At 73.7% G+C, this 15,396-nt stretch carries 12 protein-coding genes; 4 read left to right on the forward strand and 8 right to left on the reverse strand.

The features are described 5' to 3' along the window. The first annotated feature begins 41 nt into the window (after positions 1–41). A complete protein-coding gene (locus tag ACIQU4_RS35075) occupies positions 42–290 on the forward strand; it encodes an SCO4226 family nickel-binding protein (protein ID WP_403739598.1) in 249 nt (82 codons plus the stop codon). 208 nt (positions 291–498) lie between these two features. Then, a complete protein-coding gene (locus ACIQU4_RS35080) occupies positions 499–1,941 on the forward strand; it encodes a PP2C family protein-serine/threonine phosphatase (protein WP_403739601.1) in 1,443 nt (480 codons plus the stop codon). A gap of 117 nt (positions 1,942–2,058) precedes the next feature. Here ACIQU4_RS35080 and ACIQU4_RS35085 read toward each other — a convergent pair whose 3' ends face one another. Then, complete coding sequence (locus tag ACIQU4_RS35085) at positions 2,059–3,540, reverse strand: hypothetical protein (RefSeq protein WP_403739604.1); 1,482 nt, start codon at positions 3,538–3,540, stop codon at positions 2,059–2,061. 230 nt (positions 3,541–3,770) lie between these two features. Here ACIQU4_RS35085 and ACIQU4_RS35090 point away from each other — a divergent pair, with 230 nt between their 5' ends. Together ACIQU4_RS35090 and kstD are read left to right on the forward strand one after the other, a co-directional pair. Continuing rightward, positions 3,771–4,895, forward strand: a complete 1,125-nt coding sequence (locus ACIQU4_RS35090; RefSeq protein ID WP_403739607.1) for an aminoglycoside phosphotransferase family protein — start codon at positions 3,771–3,773, stop codon at positions 4,893–4,895. Between the two features lie 203 nt (positions 4,896–5,098). Continuing rightward, complete coding sequence (gene kstD, locus ACIQU4_RS35095) at positions 5,099–6,892, forward strand: 3-oxosteroid 1-dehydrogenase (protein ID WP_403739610.1); 1,794 nt, start codon at positions 5,099–5,101, stop codon at positions 6,890–6,892. A gap of 12 nt (positions 6,893–6,904) precedes the next feature. Here kstD and ACIQU4_RS35100 read toward each other — a convergent pair whose 3' ends face one another. From ACIQU4_RS35100 to ACIQU4_RS35130, 7 genes are all read right to left on the reverse strand, one after another. Beyond that, positions 6,905–7,405, reverse strand: a complete 501-nt coding sequence (locus tag ACIQU4_RS35100) for a hypothetical protein (RefSeq protein WP_053692757.1) — start codon at positions 7,403–7,405, stop codon at positions 6,905–6,907. Positions 7,406–8,171: 766 nt separating this feature from the next. Continuing rightward, positions 8,172–11,036 carry an ATP-binding protein gene (locus tag ACIQU4_RS35105; protein ID WP_403739613.1) on the reverse strand — a complete coding sequence of 955 codons (2,865 nt, stop codon included), beginning with the start codon at positions 11,034–11,036 and terminating at the stop codon, positions 8,172–8,174. Between the two features lie 127 nt (positions 11,037–11,163). Beyond that, positions 11,164–11,568, reverse strand: a complete 405-nt coding sequence (locus ACIQU4_RS35110; RefSeq protein ID WP_403739616.1) for an ACT domain-containing protein — start codon at positions 11,566–11,568, stop codon at positions 11,164–11,166. A gap of 172 nt (positions 11,569–11,740) precedes the next feature. Further along, a complete protein-coding gene (locus ACIQU4_RS35115) occupies positions 11,741–11,971 on the reverse strand; it encodes a DUF397 domain-containing protein (RefSeq protein WP_403740032.1) in 231 nt (76 codons plus the stop codon). A gap of 152 nt (positions 11,972–12,123) precedes the next feature. Continuing rightward, the gene (locus tag ACIQU4_RS35120) at positions 12,124–13,299 is read right to left on the reverse strand and encodes a thiolase domain-containing protein (RefSeq protein ID WP_403739618.1); all 1,176 of its coding nucleotides are present in this window, start codon (positions 13,297–13,299) and stop codon (positions 12,124–12,126) included. Then, positions 13,296–14,375, reverse strand: coding sequence for a thiolase domain-containing protein (locus tag ACIQU4_RS35125; RefSeq protein WP_403739620.1), 1,080 nt, complete (start codon positions 14,373–14,375; stop codon positions 13,296–13,298). The genes ACIQU4_RS35120 and ACIQU4_RS35125 overlap by 4 nt, the downstream gene beginning before the upstream one ends. Further along, positions 14,375–15,346 (reverse strand): Zn-ribbon domain-containing OB-fold protein, encoded by a 972-nt coding sequence (locus ACIQU4_RS35130; RefSeq protein ID WP_403739622.1) that lies wholly within the window; start codon positions 15,344–15,346, stop codon positions 14,375–14,377. Before ACIQU4_RS35130 ends, ACIQU4_RS35125 begins: the two co-directional genes overlap by 1 nt. Positions 15,347–15,396 lie beyond the last annotated feature (50 nt).

Raw genomic sequence — 15,396 nt, forward strand, 5'->3', positions numbered from 1 at the left:
ACGGCCGTACGCGCCGAAATCACGCGAGGAGGTGTGCGGCGGTGACCATGTACATGGATGTCCACCACGGCATGAAGGGCATTACGGCAGCCGAGCTGATGGCCGCCCACAAGGCGGATCTGGCGATCGAGCACGAGGAGAAGGTGCACTTCGAGCGCGCCTGGGCCGACCCCACCTCCGGCACGGTGTACTGCCTGTCCGAGGCGCCCTCGGCCGACGCGGTGATGCGTATCCACGAGCGCACCGGGCACCCGGCCAGCGAGATCCACCCGGTGCCGCTCAGCGTGTGACGCCGGAGACCGCAGGCAGGCCCCGGAAGGGCTGACCGGAAACGTTCGTACACGCGAAGGGGGGGCCGGGAGGCCCTTGGCATATGCCTGAAGCAAGGCCGTTACGGATGTTGCCAAACGACTTACGGGTCGTCGCCGCCTGTGCAACAGTCGTAACCGGTCCTTCCTTCAGACATGGCCGTACCGCGCCGCCTGTATCGGAGTTCTCATGCCGTCCCACCTCTTCGCGGACCGTCCCGCGCAGCCGCCCGAGCCAGGGTCGGTGGACGCGCTGATCTCGCAGACCCGGCGGCTCCGCGGCGAGGTGGACGCGGTGCGCCGCGACACCGTCGTCGACGACGACGACGCGCAGGGCCGCTGGCAGCGGGCGCTGTGCGATCTGGCCGTCCACCAGCTCGACGACCTGGGCGAGCACTTGGGCCAGCTCAAGGAGGGCCTGCCGGCCGCCCCCGAACTCGACGAACTCGATGAGCTCGCCGAGGGCGCGACGGAGAACGAGGCGGCCGGGCCCGAGGCGCAGCAGACCCGCGTCGGCAGCGCCGAGTGGAACCTGCTCACCGACGAAGTCAACTGGTCCGAGGAGCTGTTCCAGATCTTCGGCCGCTCGCCCGAGGCGGGCCCGCTCCCCCTCGACGAACTCGGCTCCACCCTCTTCTCCGAGGACCAGCCGCTGCTGACCTCGATGGTGACGGCCTGTCTGGTCGACGGGAGGCCGATCGACGGCGAGTTCCGCATCGTCCGGTCCGACGGCCGCGTCCGGACGCTGCACATGCGAGGCGAGCCGGTACTCGACTCCGACGGCTGCACGGCCTCCATGTGGGCCGTGCTCCGGGACGTGAGTGAGCTGCGCCGAAGCCAGCGCGCCGTACGCGAGTCCCGTGACTCGCTGCAGCGCCGGCGGGAGATCGCGCAGACCGAGCACCGGCTGGCGGTCGAGCTGCAGGAAGCCGTGCTCCCCCCGTGGCGCGGCTCCCTGCGGTTCCCGCACCACACCACCGGCGCACTCGACGTCGCCGCGCACTACCTGCCCGCCGCGAAGAGCGCGCTAATCGGTGGGGACTGGTACGACGCGCTCGAACTGCCCGACGGGCGCTCGCTGCTGACCGTGGGCGACCTGACCGGGCACGGGGTGACGGCCACCTCCGGGATGGCGATGATGCTCGGCGCCCTGCGCGGCATGGCGATGGCCGGGATCGAGCCGGGCCCGCTGATGGGCTGGCTCAACCAGCTCCTGGAGTCCTCCGTCCAGCCGGCGCTCGGCTCGGCGGTGTGCTGCCGCTACGATCCCGCCCGCCGTGTGCTGTCCTGGGCGCAGGCCGGCCACCCGGCCCCGCTGCTGTTCCGCGGCGGCTCGGGCCGCACCCTGCAGCCGCCGGAGGGCGTACTGCTGGGCGCGACCTCCGGGGCGGCGTACGGGCAGGCCGAGGAGCGGCTGGAACCGGGCGACGTGCTCGTCCTGCACACGGACGGGCTGACGCCGCGCAGCATCGAGTTCAGCCGGGCGGACGGCACCGAGCGGCTGCTGGCCCTCGCGCCGCGGTTCGCGGGCGCGCGGTCGGCGCAGGGCTGCGTGCGGATGGTGGTCGAGGAGTTCGGTGTGGGTGAACGCGAGGACGATGCCTGCGTCCTGGTGGCCAGGGTCGGGGGCTGACCGCCCCGCGACGGGCCGACGGGTACCGCTTCAGGGCCGCGCCGCAAGGCGCGGCCGTTCTCGTCTCCGTACAGGTGTCATGGGGACAGGTGTCGTGGGGACAGATGCCATGGGGGGCTAGACGGTGCGCTGCGACGGGCTGTTCGGCAGGGCCAGTTCGATCTCCGCGCGCAGGTCCTCGATCCCCGCGTACCCGGCGTACTGCCCGGTCAGCCGGTACATCTCGCGCAGCCGGTCCCAGGTCCGGTGCGAGGAGGTCTCGTTCATCGAGACCAGCGCGAGCCGGGCGTAGCGGTCGGCCTGCTCCGGGTCGTCGGCGATGAAGCAGGCCGACGCCATGGAGATGTAGTCGAAGATCTGCGAGCGCTGGTGGCCGCCGGAGCGCAGCCGCAGCGCCTCCTGGGCGTGCCGCTGGGCGATCGGCGCGGCCGACGGGTCGTGATCGGCGAGGGTGCGGAAGGCCAGGGCCTGCATGCCGTGCAGGTCCGCCTCGTCGAAGTTCTGCATCCATGACGGCGGGGGAACATCGCCCTTGTCCGAGACGAACAGGTCCTCGGCCTCGCCCAGGGTGCGGCGCATGGCCTGGCCCTTGCCCATCGCCGCCTGCGCCCAGGCCTCGATGGTGTGCAGCATGGCGCGGGTACGGGGCAGGGTCTGCTCGCCCGAACCGGACTGGGCCAGTTTCATCAGGTCCAGGGCCTCGTGGGGCTTGCCCAGGTGGACCATCTGGCGGGCGGCCCGGGACAGCGCTTCGCCGGCCCGCGGCCGGTCCCCGCCCTCTCGGGCCGCGTGCGCGGCGATCACGAAGTACTTCTGCGCGGTGGGTTCGAGACCCACGTCGTGGGACATCCAGCCCGCCAGCACCGCCAGGTTGGCCGCCACCCCCCACAGCCGCCGCTGGAGGTGGTCGGGGTGGTGGTACGCGAGCATGCCGCCGACCTCGTTGAGCTGGCCGACCACGGCCTTGCGCTGCAGTCCGCCTCCTCGCGAGGCGTCCCAGGCCCGGAACACTTCCACGGAGCGCTCCAGCGCCTCGATCTCCTGGGAGCCGATGGGGGCGGCTTCGTAGCGGTCGTAGCCGATCGGATCGGCCTGGTAGGAGTCGCCGAAGTTCTGCGGGGCCTTGGCGGGGGCGGGATCGGTGTGGAGCCAGTCGTTCATGGCATGGGTGAGGGCGGAGCCGGCGGTGAGCGCGACACCCGCGCCCATCAGACCGCGACGGTTGAGCATGAGGTCCATTCCCGTGAATTCGGTGAGGACCGCGGCTGTGCGTTCGGGCGCCCAGGGCACTCCGTCGGGGTTCTCCCTCACCCCGTCCGGCTGCCGTTTGGTGGTGCGCCGCTGCCGTACGAACCCGAGGTCCTCGATGGTCACGACACGACCGAGCCGCTCGGTGAACAGGGCTGCCAGTACGGTGGGCACCGGTTCGCGCGGGGTCTCCCCCACGTCGATCCAGCGCCGTACCCGCGAGGTGTCCGTGGCCAGCTGGTGGTGGCCCATGGCCGCCGCCTGCCGGTTGACCATCCTCGCCAGCTCACCCTTCGACCAGCCGGCCAGACCGAACAAGTCGTTCAGGCGGGTGTTTGGTCCTTTGCTCACGTCAAGCCCCCAGGTTCTCGGCTGATTTGACAGTAGCCCGCCGTCAGAGGCCCCGTGCATATTCGCCAGGCTTCGCCAGGGCACGCTTCGTGGTCCGCCACCCACGGCCGGGTGTCAGGTAGGAATGCGCCTCCCCGACCCGGTCTCCGGGCGGAACTCCCCAGGGTGAAGTACGGGACCGGCGGGGTGGCGTACGCAACTCGTCGGCGCACGAAGGGATCCGTAACGCCATGTACGCAGCAACGTCCTCCGTGTCCGCCCCGGTCCGGCCGCACCGCACGCTCCAGGCGGGCGGCGGCCCCTACCTCGATCCCGGCCGCCAGGCGGCACCGGCGCAGGGCGCCGTACGGGCGCGGCGGATGCCGGGTGCCGGATCGCAGCCGCTCAGCGGAAGAATCGACCTCTCGGGGCCGCAAGGTGCGCAGCTGCGCACCGCGCTGGCCTCGGTGCAGCGGATCTGTCCGGAGTTCGCGCCGGTCCAGGTGCTGCGGCGCAGCGGCCGGTCGGTCCTCCTGGTCGGGACGACAGGCCGGACGACCGCGGTCGCCAAGGTCTTACTGGACCACTCGCCGGAATGGCGCGAGCGGTACCGGCACGAAATAGCGTCGTACCGGGCGTTCGTCCGGCACCGCCCGCCGGTCCGGGTGCCGCGGCTGATCGCCGCGGACCCCGAGAACTGCACGCTGGTGGTCGAGCGGATGGCGGGCCGGGTCGCGGCTTTGCAGAGGCACCCCGTGGAGGCCCCGCCGCGGGCCGACGTACGGGCCGCGCTGGGCGCGGTGTGCCGGGTGAACCAGTGGCGTCCGCCGGCCGATCTTTTCGGGGACCCGCTGAACTACGGGCAGCGCGTGGCGCGTTACCACGAGCTGGGACTGCTCACCGACCGGGATCTGGGTGATCTCCAGAAGCTGCTGTGCGGGCTGAAACTGGCGGGCGTCCAGCGGCAGTTCAACCACGGTGACGCGCTCCTGTCGAACCTGCTGCTGTCCCCGGCGGGGCCGGTGCTGCTCGACTGGGAGCACGCGGGCTGGTACCTGCCCGGCTACGACCTGGCCACGCTGTGGACGGTGCTGGGCGACGCCCCGGCCGCCCGCAGCCAGATCAGCCGGCTCGCCCAGTCGGCCGGTCCGGCCTCGCGGGACGCGTTCCTGGTCAACCTGATGCTGGTGCTGACGCGGGAGATCCGGATGTGTGAGACGGCGGTCCAGCGCTCCATGCTGGCCACCGCCCCGAGCCACCCGCTGCCGGTGGGCTCCCTGTCCTCCGGCGAGGAGCAGCGGCTGCTGCTGCGCCGTCTGCACGACGACTGCGGCATGGCCCGCAGGGCGGTCCGCGCGGCGGTCGGGACCCGCTGATCCCGGCGGCCCGACCCCGTACGAAAATCCCGTGCCGTACGCACCCGGTGTGCGTACCACGGGATTTCGTGCGTTCGGGGCCGTCTCGCCACCCCTGCACATGCCTTGACATCACATGATCCCGCGAACACCTTTTCTGACTCAGCATCAGAAATGCTGGAGCCGCCGACGCCCCCGCCCTCCCACTTCGCTGGAGCCCGCCCATGTCCGCAAGCGCCGAGTCCGCATGCCCCACCCCTCCTTCCCGCCGTACGGTCCTCGCCGGGGCCGGGGCGGGGGTGCTCGCCGCAGCCGCGCTGCCGTCGGCCACCGCTCGGGCCGCCGACGGAGCCGGTACGGGGGTTCCGCTCGGCGAGTACGACGTGGTCGTGGTCGGGTCCGGGGCCTCCGGGATGACCGCCGCGCTCACCGCCGCCAAGCGGGGCCTGAGCGTGCTGGTGGTCGAGAAGGCGCCGACGTTCGGCGGTTCGGCGGCGCGCTCCGGGGCCGGGATCTGGCTGCCGAACAACTCGGTGATCCTGGCGGCGGGCGTGCCCGACACCCCGCAGAAGGCGGCGACGTACCTCGCGGCGGTCGTCGGCGACGGCTCGCCGGCGGACCGGCAGGCGGCCTTCCTCGCCAACGGCCCCCGGATGCTGGACTTCGTGATGGCCAACAGCCCGCTGCGCTTCCGGTACATGGACGGGTACAGCGACTACTATCCGAACCTGCCGGGCGGGCTGCCGAACGGCCGGTCCATCGAGCCCGACCAGATCGACGGCCATCTCCTGGGCGCCGAACTGGCCCGGCTGAACCCGGCGTACATGTCGGTGCCGGCCGGGATGGTGGTCTTCAGCCAGGACTACAAGTGGCTGAACCTGGCGGCCGTGAACGCCAAGGGCCTCGCGGTGTCCACGGAGTGCCTGGCGCGCGGCACCAAGGCCGCGCTGTGCGGGCAGAAGCCGCTGACGATGGGCCAGGCGCTGGCGGCCGGTCTGCGGGCCGGGCTGATGCGGGCGGGGGTGCCGGTGTGGCTGAACAGCCCGTTGGTCGACCTGGTGCAGGAGGGGGGCGCCGTCACCGGTGTCGTGGTGGAGAAGGAGGGCGTACGGGGTGTCGTACGGGCCCGCAAGGGCGTGATCGTCGGCTCGGGCGGTTTCGAGCACAACGCGGAGATGCGGGCGCAGTACCAGCAGCAGCCCATCGCCACCCAGTGGTCGGTCGGCGCCAAGGAGAACACGGGCGACGGGATCCGGGCGGGGCAGCGGGCCGGGGCTGCGCTGGCGCTGATGGAGGACGCCTGGTGGGGACCGTCGATCCCGCTGCCCGGGGAGCCGTACTTCTGCCTGGCGGAGCGCACGCTTCCCGGCGGGCTGATCGTGAACCGGGCGGGTGCGCGGTTCGTCAACGAGGCGGCCCCGTACAGCGATGTGGTGCACGTGATGTACGAGAAGGACCGGGGGGCTACGGGCTCGCACATCCCGGCCTGGCTGATCGTGGATCAGAACTACCGCAACAAATACCTGTTCAAGGACGTCCTGCCGACGATCGTCTTCCCGGACGCCTGGTACGAGGCGGGCGCGGCGAAGAAGGCGTGGACCTGGGACGCGCTGGCGGGCCAGATCGGGGTTCCGGCGGGGGCGCTGCGGGCGACCCTGAACCGGTTCAACGCCCAGGCGTGGAACGGCGCCGACCCCGATTTCCACCGGGGAGACACGGCGTACGACCACTACTACACGGACCCCGGCGTCCAGCCGAACTCGTGCCTGGCCCCGATCTGGGCGCCGCCGTTCTACGCCTTCAAGATCGTGCCGGGTGACCTGGGCACGAAGGGCGGCATCGTCACGGACGCGCGGGCCCGCGCGCTGCGCCCGGACGGCTCGGTGATCCGGGGCCTGTGGGCGGCGGGCAACGCCAGCGCGGCGGTGATGGGCCACAGCTACGCGGGGGCGGGATCGACGATCGGCCCCGCGATGACGTTCGGCTACGTGGCGGCGAACGACATCGCGGACGCGTAGCGCTGCGGGTGCCTAGCCCTGCTGGAAGAGCTCGGCGGGGAGCGGCTTGAGCAGTGCGTACAGGTCGTCCGTGATGGGCCGGTCCCAGCTGGCGATGGTGACCAGCACGTTGTCGCTGCGGTCGAACTGCACGCAGCTGATCCGGCCCTCGGAGAGCTTGACCTTCCGGACGATGAGGAGGTTGTCGCCCTGCATGACGGGGCAGTCCTCGATGCCGGTGACCTCGACGTCCTCGTCGTTCTCGAGGGCGTCGAGGAGCTGGGCCACCTCGAAGGGGACCTGGCCGTCGGTGAGCTCCCGGGCCGGGGAGCCCTCGGGGAGGTTTCCGATGATCATTGCGGGGCCGCGTCCGCCGAACAGGTCGTAGCGGAGAAAGACGCCCTGGCAGCTGCCGTCGGGCGCGGGCAGCAGCCCGGCCCCGAGATTGCCCGGCCAGTCCCCCGGGTCCATGGCCAGGACGTCGAAGTCCGGGCCGGCGGGTGTGGCGGCGCGGTTGCGGCGGAGGAAGGACATGCCGCCATGGTACGTGCCCGCCCCGCATTTCCGGCCCCGCCCCCGGCCCGCACCCCCGGGGGGCGCCGCCCCTGCCCCCTCGCCGCACCCCCGGAACGCCGCCCGCCCCCCGGACCGCACCTCCGGGGGCGCCACCTCCGCGGTGCGGCCCGCACCCCCCGGCCCGCACCCCCCGGGCCGCACCCCCCGGCCCGCACCTCCGGGCCGCACCCCCGGGGCGCCACGCCTGCCCCCGGGGCCCGCGCTTCGGGGCAGGCCGTGCCGACGGCCGGGGCCGGCTCAGCCCACCGGGCGTCCCAGGGCCCCTGCCCCCGCAGTCCGTGCTCCGGGGTCGGGCCCCGGACCCCCGGGCCCCGGGCCCCGGGCAGCTCCCGGTACCCGTCGCCTCCCCGCCCGCTGCCGGGTACGGAGCCGATCGCTCCGCCGCCGGACTCCCGGAGCCGGGGGAGGCACGCCGGCCCGGAGCCGGCGGGCCGGCGCTGCGCGGAGCCGTCTCCCCGCCCCGCCCCTTCTCCGTTTCCCGGGCCCCGCCCCGGACCCTCTGGCCCAGCTGCCGCTGTGCGGTGTCCCAACCCCGGGCTCCGCCCCGGACCCCACACCGAGCGGTCCGCCGTGCGGGGGCCGGCCCCCGCACGGCGGACCGCTCGGACCCCCACGAGCGGTCCGCTGCGCGGGTCCGCCCCCTGCCCGCCGTTTCCCGGGCTCGGCCCGGACCCGCGCCTCGAACGCCGGCGGGGCTGGATTTGGCCGCCGGCGGAAGGGGCCCTCACCGGTCCCGCGCGTGCGACTCCAGTGCCTCCGCGAGTCCGGCCCGGTCCGTGCCCAGCTTCCGGTACACCGGGGACAGGTCCCGGCCCCGGGCCGCAGGGGCGTCCCGTACGGCCAGCTCCGCCAGCCGGTACTCCTCCTCCGTCAGCCCGGCCGCCCACACCCCCTCCCCCTCGGCGCCGCCCAGGCTCGCCACCAGTGCGTCCGCCCCGCACTCCCGCGCCGTCACCACCGCCCGCGCCAACAGCTCCGGGTCCCCGAGCTCCGTCCCCAGCGCGGCCAGCGCGCACGCCAGCTCGTACCCCGCCGGCGAGGCGGACAGCAGCTCCACCGCCTCCCGCAGCAGCCCCTGCCGCTCCTCCGGAGCCGCCACCTCCGCCGCCACCCGCAGCGCCTGCCCCACCCCCGACGGGGCGCCGAAGGCGCGGGCCCGGCGTATCGCGTCGCCCGCCAGGGCCCTCGCCCGGTCGGGGTCCTCCGCCGCCACCGCCCGGGCCAGGTGCAGCTGCCACGGGCACCAGGACGGGTTCCGGATGCCGCGCGGGCTCAGCCTGCGGTCCACGGCCTCCAGTTCGGCCGCCGCCGCCTTCGTCTGGCCGCGGGCCAGCAGCAGTTCGGCGTACACGGTCTGCGAGTCCGGGAAGACCACCGCCGCCGGGAAGGACTCCCCGAACGCGTGCTCGCGCGCCAGCTCCCACGCCTCGTCCACCCGTCCCCGCGCGAGCAGGGTCGTGGCGAGGATCGCGATGGCGTACCAGTGCACGGGCGTGCCGCGCCCCACGCGCTCGGCGAGCCGCAGCCCGGCCCGGGCCAGTTCCTCGGCCTCCGCGAGCCGCCCGCGCCGGTAGCGGATGTACGCGCGCAGGCTGTACGCGAACGACAGGTGGGCCCCGCGCCAGCCCTGCCGCTCGAACTCGGCCGTGCCCGCCTCGAACAGCTCCTCCGCCCGGCCGGGCCGGTCCGCGTACATGTGGACCATGGCGGCGAGCACCGGCACCTCGAAGCCCCGGTCCTCGTACGCCCAGCTGAACTCCGTGCCCAGGGCGCGTACCGCGTGGTGCAGGACCACGTCCACCGCCTCCCCGCGCAGGCAGGCGTCCCAGGCGCGCAGCCCGATGACGTACCGCTCGGTGAGGTCGCGGCCGGTCAGCCGGTCCGCGAGCCGGGCCAGCCGGCGCGAGCGCGCCGGGGAGTCGGGCTCGACGGCGTTGAAGGCGTCCCACATGAACTGCTCGGACTGCAGGCGCAGCCGGGCCCGGACGTCCCGGGTGTACGGGATCTCCCGCGCGAGCGAGTCCGAGGCGTCGGCGAGGCGGTCGCTGTGGGCCAGGACCTGGGCGAGCCGGATGACGATGCCCTGGCGCAGGGCCGGGTCGTCGAAGGGTTCGGCGAGCGCGGCCCGCAGGTGGTTGACGGTGTTGGCCGGTTCGGTGAGGAGGGAGGCGCAGCCGAGCTCGTACAGCACGGCGGCGCGCTCGTCGAAGTCCGGAGGTTCGCGCAGGGCGCGCGCGAGCTGGCGGCGGGCGGCCTCGGGGGCGCCGGCCCGCAGGTTCTCGGCGGCGGCCTCGCGCAGGGTCCGTACCACCCAGGGGTCGTTCTCGGGGTGGGTCTCCAGCAGGTGGCGGGCGGCGGCGGAGGACCCCAGTCCGGCGTCGACGACGGCCACGGCGGCCTGTCCGTGGAGAGCGACGCGCAGGGCGTCGGGGATGGCCCGGTAGAGGGCGGTGGCGATGAGCGGATGGACGAACTCCAGCCCGGCGTCGGGCTCTTCGCCGGGTCCGGACAGGATGCGGGCCTCCTGCAGCCGCGCGGTGGCGTCGGCGGCCTCCTCGGAGCCGAGTCCGGCGACGCGGGCGGCGAGCTCCTGCGGGATGGCGGTGCCGAGGACGGCGCAGGCCCAGCCGAAGCGGACGGTGGACGGGCCGAGCCGCTCGAAGCGGGCGACGAGGCCGCTGCCGCGCTGGGCGGCGGCGAGGTCGCGCAGCAGCGGGGCGCTGGCCGAGGTGGGGTCGAGGCCCTTGTCGCGGACCTTGGCGGTGAGTTCGACGGCCTCGAAGGGGTTGCCGGTGGTGACGGCCCAGGCCTCCCGGCAGAAGGCGTCGTCGGCGTGGTCGCCGACGGCCTCGCGGACCAGGGTGGAGACGGCGGCCTCGGTGAGCGGTGCGAGGGCCAGCGGGCGGTGTCCGGCGCGGCCGGGGAGCGTACGGAAGGCCTCGGCGTGGGCCGGGAGTTCCTCGGGGCGGTACGCGACGACGAGCAGCAGCGGGAGGTGTTCGGCGCGCGGGGCGAAGGCGGCGAGCCAGGACAGGGATTCGGGGTCGGCCCAGTGGGCGTCGTCGAGTACGAGGGCGACGGGGGCGCGCTGCACGGCGAGGTGGGTGAGGACCCAGTCGAGGCCGTCGCGCAGGCCCTGGGGGTCGGGCGGTGCACCCTGTTCGGGGGCGCACAGGCCGAGCGCGGGGCCGACGATGGAGTACCAGCTGCCGAGGGCGGCGCGCAGTTCCTCCTCGGAGCGGCCGGCCAGGTGGGGCTGGATGAGCTGGCGGGCGACGTGGAAGGGCTGGCTCTGCTCCTGTTCGCCGCCGCGGGCGGCCAGCAGGGTGCAGTTGCGGGCGAGGGCGCGGCGGCGCACTTCGGCGAGGAGGGTGGTCTTCCCCAGGCCGGCGGGGCCGGAGAAGGCGAGCAGCGTGCCGCCTGCGCTGCGGCCGGAGCCAGAGCCGGAGCCGGAGCCGGTTCTGGCGCCCGAAGCGGTCGCGTCGCCGGTCCCGGAGTCGCCGAGCTGCTCCAGGGCCTCGTCCACGGTGGCGAGTTCGGCCTCGCGTTCGAACATTTTGCGCCGTCTGCGGGTCGGGCGTTCCGTCATGGCTGGTACCCCCCAGGCCGGTTCGGGGGATCAGCGTACGCCCGCGCACTCACGCGGAAAGGCGTTCGCCCGAGAAGGATCGGAATCTTCGTCGATCAGGCGGCCGGGCCGTTTACCGGTGTCTCAATTACATCGAACGGTTTGCCAGTTCTTCCAGTACGGCCACGGCTTCGGCCGCCCGCTCGGCGGGCACGAAGAGGTGGTCGTGGTGGTACCCGGCGATGACGTTGCAGCTGAGTCCGTGCGCGGCGAGCTCGGCGGCGAAGGCTCCGGTGAGGCCGACGGCGTCGAGGGCGGAGTGGATGCGCAGGGTGATCCACCCGGCGGTGTAGTCGTAGGCGAGGCCGGTGGCGTCGGCTTCCTCCTGGCGCAGGACGAGGGTGAGCCCCTCGGCCTCCAGGACGGTGGCGACGGGGGTGGTTCCGGCCGGGGGCGCCGTGGCTCCGGGGACCGTGCAGAAGACGTATCGCCCCTCGTGCAGCTCCGGGCGCATGCCGCTCAGCAGTTTCCTCAGGTCGCTCTCGCCGCTCATGCCGCCATCCTACCTATCGTCCTGCTATGCCCGATTCCGCGCCTGCGGCCTCGGGGCGGCGTGGCCGCGGGGGTGCCACCGGGCGAGGGCGCGGCCGTTCCGGCCGGGCCCCCGGACCCCCAGCCCCCCGGAGCCCGCGGTCGGTGCGGGCTCCGGGGGCACCGCGCGCCGGCTACGTCAGGTCGAACTCGCCGCCCCTCGCGCCCAGTACGAACTTGCGCCACTCGTCGGGAGCGAAGATCAGCGAGGGGCTCTCGGGGCTCTCGCTGTTGCGCATCGCGATGAACCCCTCGACGAAGGCGATCTGGACGTCGCCCGCTCCCCGGCTGCTCGACTGCCAGTCCGCCCCGCTGAGATCGAGGTCCGGCTTGCCCCAGCCTGCTGCCAGGGGCTGTGAAGTCATGCTCTCGGCCACGTGCGTGCTCCTCCCGGTACTCCCGGTACGTCGTCCGGGGGCCAGAGTAACCATCGCAGCGGGTGCCGCACAGGCCACGGTGAGTCACCCGTGGCCGGTCCGGCACCACGCCGCGCGCCCGCCCCGCGGCCCGAGTCCGTTCAGGAGGCGGGCGGTTCGGCTCCCACCAGCCACATCGCGAAGAACTGCGCGCCGCCGCCGTACGCGTGGCCCATGGCCCGGCGGGCGTCCGGGACCTGGTGTTCACCGGCCTGACCGCGGACCTGGAGCGCCGCCTCCGCGAAGCGGATCATGCCCGAGGCGCCGATCGGGTTGGTGGACAGCACCCCGCCCGACGGGTTCACCGGGAGGTCGCCGTCGAGTTCGGTGACCCCGGCCTCCGTCAGCTTCCAGCCCTCGCCCTCCTGCGCGAAGCCGAGGTTCTCCAGCCACATCGGTTCGTACCAGGAGAACGGTACGTACATCTCCACCGCGTCGATCTCCCTCCGCGGATCGGTGATCCCGGCCTGCCGGTAGACGTCGGCCGCGCAGTCCTTGCCCGCCTGCGGCGACACGAAGTCCTTGCCCGCGAAGAGCGTCGGCTCGCTGCGCATCGCCCCACCGTGCACCCAGGCCGGCGGCCGCGGCGAACGGGCCGCGCCCGCACGGTCGGTGAGGACCATGGCGCAGGCCCCGTCCGAGGAGGGGCAGGTCTCGGAGTACCGGATCGGGTCCCAGAGCATCGGCGAGGCCTGGACCTTCTCCAGGGTGATGTCGTGCTCGTGCAGGTGCGCGTACGGGTTCTTCAGCGCGTTGCGGCGGTCCTTGTACGCGACGAGCGAGCCGACCGCGTCGGGCGCGCCGGTGCGCCGCATGTACGCGCGCACGTGCGGGGCGAAGAACCCGCCCGCCCCCGCCAGCAGCGGCTGCTGGAACGGAACGGGCAGCGACAGGCCCCACATGGCATTGGACTCGGACTGCTTCTCGAACGCCAGGGTCAGGACGGTGCGGTGGACCCGGGCGGCGACGAGGTTGGAGGCGACGAGGGCGGTGGAGCCGCCGACCGAACCGGCCGTGTGGACGCGGAGCATGGGCTTGCCGACGGCCCCCAGGGCGTCGGCCAGGTACAGCTCCGGCATCATCACGCCCTCGAAGAAGTCGGGGGCCTTGCCGATGACGACCGCGTCGATGTCCGCCCAGGTCAGCTCGGCGTCGGCGAGGGCGCGCACCGCGGCCTCGCGCACGAGCCCCGCGATGGAGACGTCGTGGCGGGCGGCGACGTGCTTGGTCTGGCCGATGCCGACGACGGCGACCGGCTCCTTTCCCGTACGCGTCATGCGGGTTCCCCTTCCAGGACGGCGACCAGGTTCTGCTGGAGGCAGGGGCCGGAGGTGGCGTGCGCGACCGCCCGGTCGGACTCGCCGCGGTGGATCCGGGCGGCTGCCTCGCCGATCCGGATGAGGCCGGCGGCCATGACCGGGTTCGCGGCGAGTGCCCCGCCCGACGGGTTGACGGCGACGTCGTTCCCGCCGAGTCCCAGTCCCAGCGCCTTGCGGAGCACGACCTCCTGGGAGGAGAACGGCGCGTGCAGTTCGGCGGTGTCGACCGGGGCGTCGAACACGCCCGCGTGCTCGGCGGCGAGCCGGGTGGACGGGGAGTCGGTGAGGTCGCGCAGGCCCAGGCCGTGCGCCTCGATGCGGTGGTCGATGCCGGTGATCCAGGCGGGGCGCGCGCACAGCCGCCGCGCGGTGTCGCCCGCGGCGAGGATGACGGCCGCCGCGCCGTCGCCGACGGGCGGGCAGTCTCCCGTACGCAGCGGCCGGACCTGGTAGTCCCCCTGCGGGACGGCGCCGCCGCTGAGCTGGGCGTGCGGGTTGGCCTCGGCGGCGGCCCGGCTGCGGGCGCCGATGGCCGCGAGGGCGTCCTCGTCGGTCTCGCCCGCGTCGATCAGCGCCTGGGCCTGGAGGGCGGCCAGGGCCACCGAGTCGGGCCAGAGCGGAGCGAGGTAGTACGGGTCGAGCTGCCGGGTCAGGACGTCCCGTACGGAGCCCGGGGAGGACTTCCCGTACGAGTACACGAGCGCGGTGTCGGCGTCGCCGGTCTGGATCTTGACCCAGGCCTCGTACAGGGCCCAGGCACCGTCCATCTCGACGTGCGACTCGGAGATCGGGGGCCAGGCGCCGACCCCGTCGAGGGTCATGGTGAAGGAGAAGGCCCGGCCGGCGAGGTAGTCGCTGGATCCGGAGCAGGTGAAGCCGATCTCGCCGGCCTTCAGACCGGTCTGGGCCAGCACCTGGTGCAGGACCGGCATGACCATCTCGACTTCGCTGAGTTCGTCGCTGCGGCGCAGGTGGTCGCTCTGCGCGAAGGCCACGACGGCCACGTCCCGCGCGTACCTGCTCGTCGTGGGCATCAGATGAGCTCCTTGTACGCGTCGTAGTCGGCGTCCGGCTCGCCGGTGGGGCGGTAGTGGTCGGGGTGGCGGCCGCCCTCGGTCCACACGGGTTCGACGCGCAGGCCCATGCGGACCTGGTCGTACGGGATGCCGCCGATCCGGCCGTGCAGGGCGAGGTCGGCGCCGTCGAGGGCGATGTGGGCGTAGACGTAGGGGACTTCGATGTCCAGGTTCTTCGCCTTGATGTTGACGATGCAGTACGTGGTGACCGTGCCCGCCGGGCCGACCTCGACCTGGTCGGTCGTGGCCACCCCGCAGGTGGGGCAGGCGCCGCGCGGCGGTACGTACACCTTGTGGCAGGAGGGGCAGCGCTCGCCCACGGTCCGCCGCTCGGCGAGGGCGTTGATGTACGCGGTCTGGGCGCGGCCGGGGCTGTACGTGTAGTCGAGGCGGGCGGCGGCGACGATGCCGGTGACGGCGTCGGTGAACTGCCCGTCGTGCGGGGTCGCTTGCGCGGCTTCGGCGCCGTCCGGGCTGTCGTGGGGTTCGAAGCAGGCGATGTCGGTGATGGCTCCGGTGCGCTCGTCCGCCCAGCGGATCCGTACCCGCATGCCGGTGCGGACGGCCTCGGGGCCGGGGGCGTCGAGGGCGTGCAGGATCGCGGTGTGGGCGCCGTCCAGGCGGACCAGGACCCAGGCGAAGGGGGTGGCGAGGGGCTGGTTCGGGCGCGGGGAGCCGTTCCACGCCCAGGTGGTGACGGTCCCTGTGGCGCCGACCTCGACGAGCTCGCGGATCTCCTCGGCGGTGACGGGGTCGTACTCGACGGGCGGAACCATCACCTTGGCGTCGGCGGTCTTGACGCCGAGGACGACGCGCTCGCGCAGCCCGGTGAGGAAGGCGCTCTGGACGGGCCCGAGGGAGCGGGTGAAGGGGAACTCGACGACGAGGGGCGCGCGCAGCACCTCTGGCGGGGACGCGGCGGGTGTCATGGCTGTCTCTCCGATGTTCTGATGTTCCGAACGGCTGGGGGCGGGGATCA

It is taken from the genome of Streptomyces sp. NPDC090741 (genome assembly GCF_044769045.1).
Taxonomy (GTDB): Bacteria; Actinomycetota; Actinomycetes; order Streptomycetales; family Streptomycetaceae; genus Streptomyces.